Source organism: Rhodopseudomonas sp. BR0C11 (assembly GCF_010820945.1).
Lineage (GTDB): Bacteria > Pseudomonadota > Alphaproteobacteria > Rhizobiales > Xanthobacteraceae > Rhodopseudomonas > Rhodopseudomonas palustris_H.
Map to the genome: position 1 here is coordinate 1 of NZ_QTKI01000628.1, position 1,793 is coordinate 1,793.

The 1,793-nt window shown below is 64.6% G+C and carries 3 protein-coding genes; all 3 read right to left on the reverse strand.

Annotated features, from left to right (window positions below):
* The coding region (locus tag DYI24_RS25960) for a response regulator (protein WP_164574357.1) at positions 1 to 399 on the reverse strand (399 nt) is incomplete at its 3' end.
* A 74-nt stretch (positions 400 to 473) separates the two neighbouring features.
* Positions 474 to 1,190: a phosphate signaling complex protein PhoU gene (gene phoU, locus DYI24_RS25965; RefSeq protein ID WP_107346308.1), complete on the reverse strand. Its 717-nt coding sequence runs from the start codon at positions 1,188 to 1,190 to the stop codon at positions 474 to 476.
* A 23-nt stretch (positions 1,191 to 1,213) separates the two neighbouring features.
* On the reverse strand, positions 1,214 to 1,793 hold a 580-nt coding region (locus tag DYI24_RS25970; RefSeq protein WP_164574358.1), incomplete at its 5' end, for a phosphate ABC transporter ATP-binding protein.

Below are 1,793 nucleotides of genomic sequence, written 5' to 3' on the forward strand. Positions count from 1 at the left end.
CGCCAGCACGGTGGCCAGACGCTCCGGCGCCGCGCGGCGCAGCAGGCCCTTCACCCGGGCCAGCAGCTCCGGCACCGAGAACGGCTTGACGATGTAATCGTCGGCGCCGGTGGCGAGCCCACGAACCCGCTCGCTTTCTTCGCCACGCGCCGTCAGCATGATGATCGGCAGTTGCTTGGTTTCCGGACGCGCCCGCAGCCGGCGGCACAGCTCGATGCCGGAGAGGCCCGGCAGCATCCAGTCCAGAACTACCAGGTCGGGAATCCGCTCCTTCATCCGGGTGTCGGCGTCGTCGCCGCGCGCCACCGTCTCGACCTCGTAACCTTCGGATTCCAGATTGTATCGCAGCAGCGTCGTCAGCGCTTCCTCGTCTTCAACTACCAGAATGCGCGCAGCCATTGTCGTCCTCGTCTCAGTGTCGTCTCGATCCGTCCCATGACTGCCGGCCCGGCGGGCCGGCGGCCAGAGCAGCGTCAGTTACCGGGCGTCGCGTTGGCGAAGGTCGTCATGTCGCCCTTCGGACGCTTGTCCATGATCTGCTGACCTTCGATCATGTAGAACACCGTCTCGGCGATGTTGGTCGCGTGATCGCCGATCCGCTCGATGTTCTTGGCGCAGAACATCAGGTGAATGCAGAACGAGATGTTGCGCGGATCTTCCATCATGTAGGTGAGCAGCTCGCGGAACAGCGAGGTGCAGATCGCGTCGACTTCCTCGTCGCCGTTCCACACCACCATCGCGGCCGGCAGATCGTGCGCCGTATAGGCATCGAGCACGGCCTTGACCTGCGATTGCACGAGGTCGGTCATGTGTTCGAGGCCGCGGATCAGCTTCAGCGGGTGGAAGTCGCTGTCGATCGCGTTGACGCGCTTGGCGATGTTCTTCGACAGATCACCGATCCGCTCGAGGTCGGTGGCGACGCGCATCGCGCCGACGATTTCGCGCAGATCGATCGCCATCGGCTGGCGCCGCGCGATGGTCAGTACCGCGCGCTCTTCGATATTGCGCTGCATCTGGTCGATCTCGGCATCGGCCGCGACCACGCGCGAGGCCAGCGCGACGTCGCGCCGGATCAGCGCATCGACCGAGTCGACGATCTGACGCTCGGCCAAACCGCCCATCTCCGCAACCAGCCGGGTCAGCTCCTGCAGATCGCCGTCGAACGCCTTGGTGGTGTGTTCGAATCCCATATCAGTGCTCCTCGCCCGCCGCGTCAGCCGAACCGGCCGGTGATGTAATCCTGGGTGCGCCGATCGCTCGGCGAGGTGAAGATCTTGTTGGTCGGGCCGAACTCGATCAGCTCGCCGAGATACATGAAGGCGGTCGACTCCGACACGCGCGCCGCCTGCTGCATGTTATGGGTCACGATCGCGATGGTGTATTGTTCCTTCAGCTCGTCGATCAGCTCTTCGATCTTGGCGGTGGAGATCGGGTCGAGCGCCGAGCACGGCTCGTCGAACAGGATCACTTCCGGCCGCACCGCGATGGTGCGGGCGATGCACAGACGCTGCTGCTGACCGCCCGACAGGCTGAGGCCGGAGGCGCCGAGCTTGTCCTTCACTTCGTTCCACAGCGCCGCGCCGCGCAGCGCCTTCTCGACCCGGCCGTCCATTTCCGACTTCGAGATCTTCTCGTACAGACGGACGCCGAACGCGATGTTCTCATAGATCGTCATCGGGAACGGCGTCGGTTTCTGGAACACCATGCCGACCCGCGCGCGCAGCAGGTTGAGGTCGAGCTTGGGGTCGAGGATGTTGGTGTTGTCGAGCAGCACCTGCCCCTCGGCGCGCTGC

Coding starts and splice junctions, on each gene's coding strand:
- phoU (WP_107346308.1), bottom strand. CDS start 1,190: ATGGGATTCGAACACACCACCAAGGCGTTCGACGGCGATCTGCAGGAG.